The organism is Azospirillum sp. UFLA03-27, from assembly GCF_059803775.1.
Genome location: NZ_JAUQTX010000500.1, coordinates 1 through 1,266 on the forward strand (window position 1 = coordinate 1; position 1,266 = coordinate 1,266).

The window sequence follows — 1,266 nt, forward strand, 5'->3', positions numbered from 1 at the left end:
GCGTATAATCGTCGGCAGCGTCAGATGTGTATAAGAGACAGCATCAGCGCCGGCTCCGCCCGCGACCACACGCTGGGCATCGAGGGGGTGAACGGGCGCGGCGACCTCTACAAGGGCGGCGGCAAGGTGGTGAAGAACGTCACCGGCTACGACGTGCCCAAGCTGATGGCCGGGTCCTTCGGCACGCTGACCGTCCTGACCGAACTGACGGTGAAGGTGCTGCCGGCGCCGGAGGACGTGCGGACGCTTCTGCTGGCCGGGCACGAGGACGCCGGGGCCGTGGCGGCGCTGACCGCGGCGCTGCAGAGCCCCTACGACGTGTCCGGCGCCGCCCATCTGCCGGCCGCGGTGGCGGCGCGGTCCCATGTGAGAACGGTCGCCGGGGTGGGCGGGGCGGTCACGCTGGTGCGGGTGGAGGGCTTCGGCCCGTCCGTCACCGCCCGCGTCGCCGCACTGAAGGAGGAGCTTGGCGCCGACGCCGTCCTGGACCGGGACGAGTCGCGGGCGGTGTGGAAGGAAGTCAGGGACGTGGCGTTCTTTTGCCTCGCTACCTCCCCTGCGTCAGTGGGGGAGGGCCGGGGTGGAGGCCAGGATTCGCGCCACGTCTGGAAAATCTCCGTCCAGCCCTCCGAAGGGCCGCGCGTGGCGGAGTCGATCCGCTGGGCGCTGGACGCGGAGCTGTATTTCGACTGGGGCGGCGGGCTGATCTGGGCGGCGGTGGCGCCGACGCCCGATGCCGCCTCCGCGATCCGCGGCGCGCTGGGCACCGCCGGCCATGCGACTCTGGTGCGCGCGCCCGAGGACGTGCGGACCACGACGGAGGTGTTCCACCCGCTGCCCGGCCCGGTGATGGCGCTGAGCCGCCGGGTGAAGGAGAGCTTCGACCCCTGCGGCATCCTGAACCCTGGCCGCATGCACGCGGGAGTGTAAGGCATCCATGCAGACCAACTTCACGCTGACCCAGCTCGCCAACGCCGACTACCGGGACTCGGAAGCGATCCTGCGCAAGTGCGTCCATTGCGGCTTCTGCACGGCGACCTGCCCGACCTATGTCCTGCTGGGTGACGAGCTGGACAGCCCGCGCGGCCGCATCTACCAGATCAAGGACATGCTGGAGAAGGGCGGGCCACCCACCGAGCATCAGGTGAAGCACGTCGACCGCTGCCTCTCCTGCCTGTCCTGCATGACGACCTGCCCATCGGGCGTCAACTACATGCATCTGGTCGATCACGCCCGCTGTCTCTTATACACATCTGACGCTGCCGA

General features: G+C 69.6%; 2 protein-coding genes. Both read left to right on the forward strand.

Features of this window, described 5'->3' with window-relative positions; translation table 11 throughout:
• On the forward strand, positions 1-930 hold a 930-nt coding region (locus Q4I23_RS32710; RefSeq protein WP_498529006.1), incomplete at its 5' end, for a glycolate oxidase subunit GlcE family protein.
• Positions 931-937: 7 nt separating this feature from the next.
• The coding region (locus Q4I23_RS32715; RefSeq protein WP_498529007.1) for a 4Fe-4S dicluster domain-containing protein at positions 938-1,266 on the forward strand (329 nt) is incomplete at its 3' end.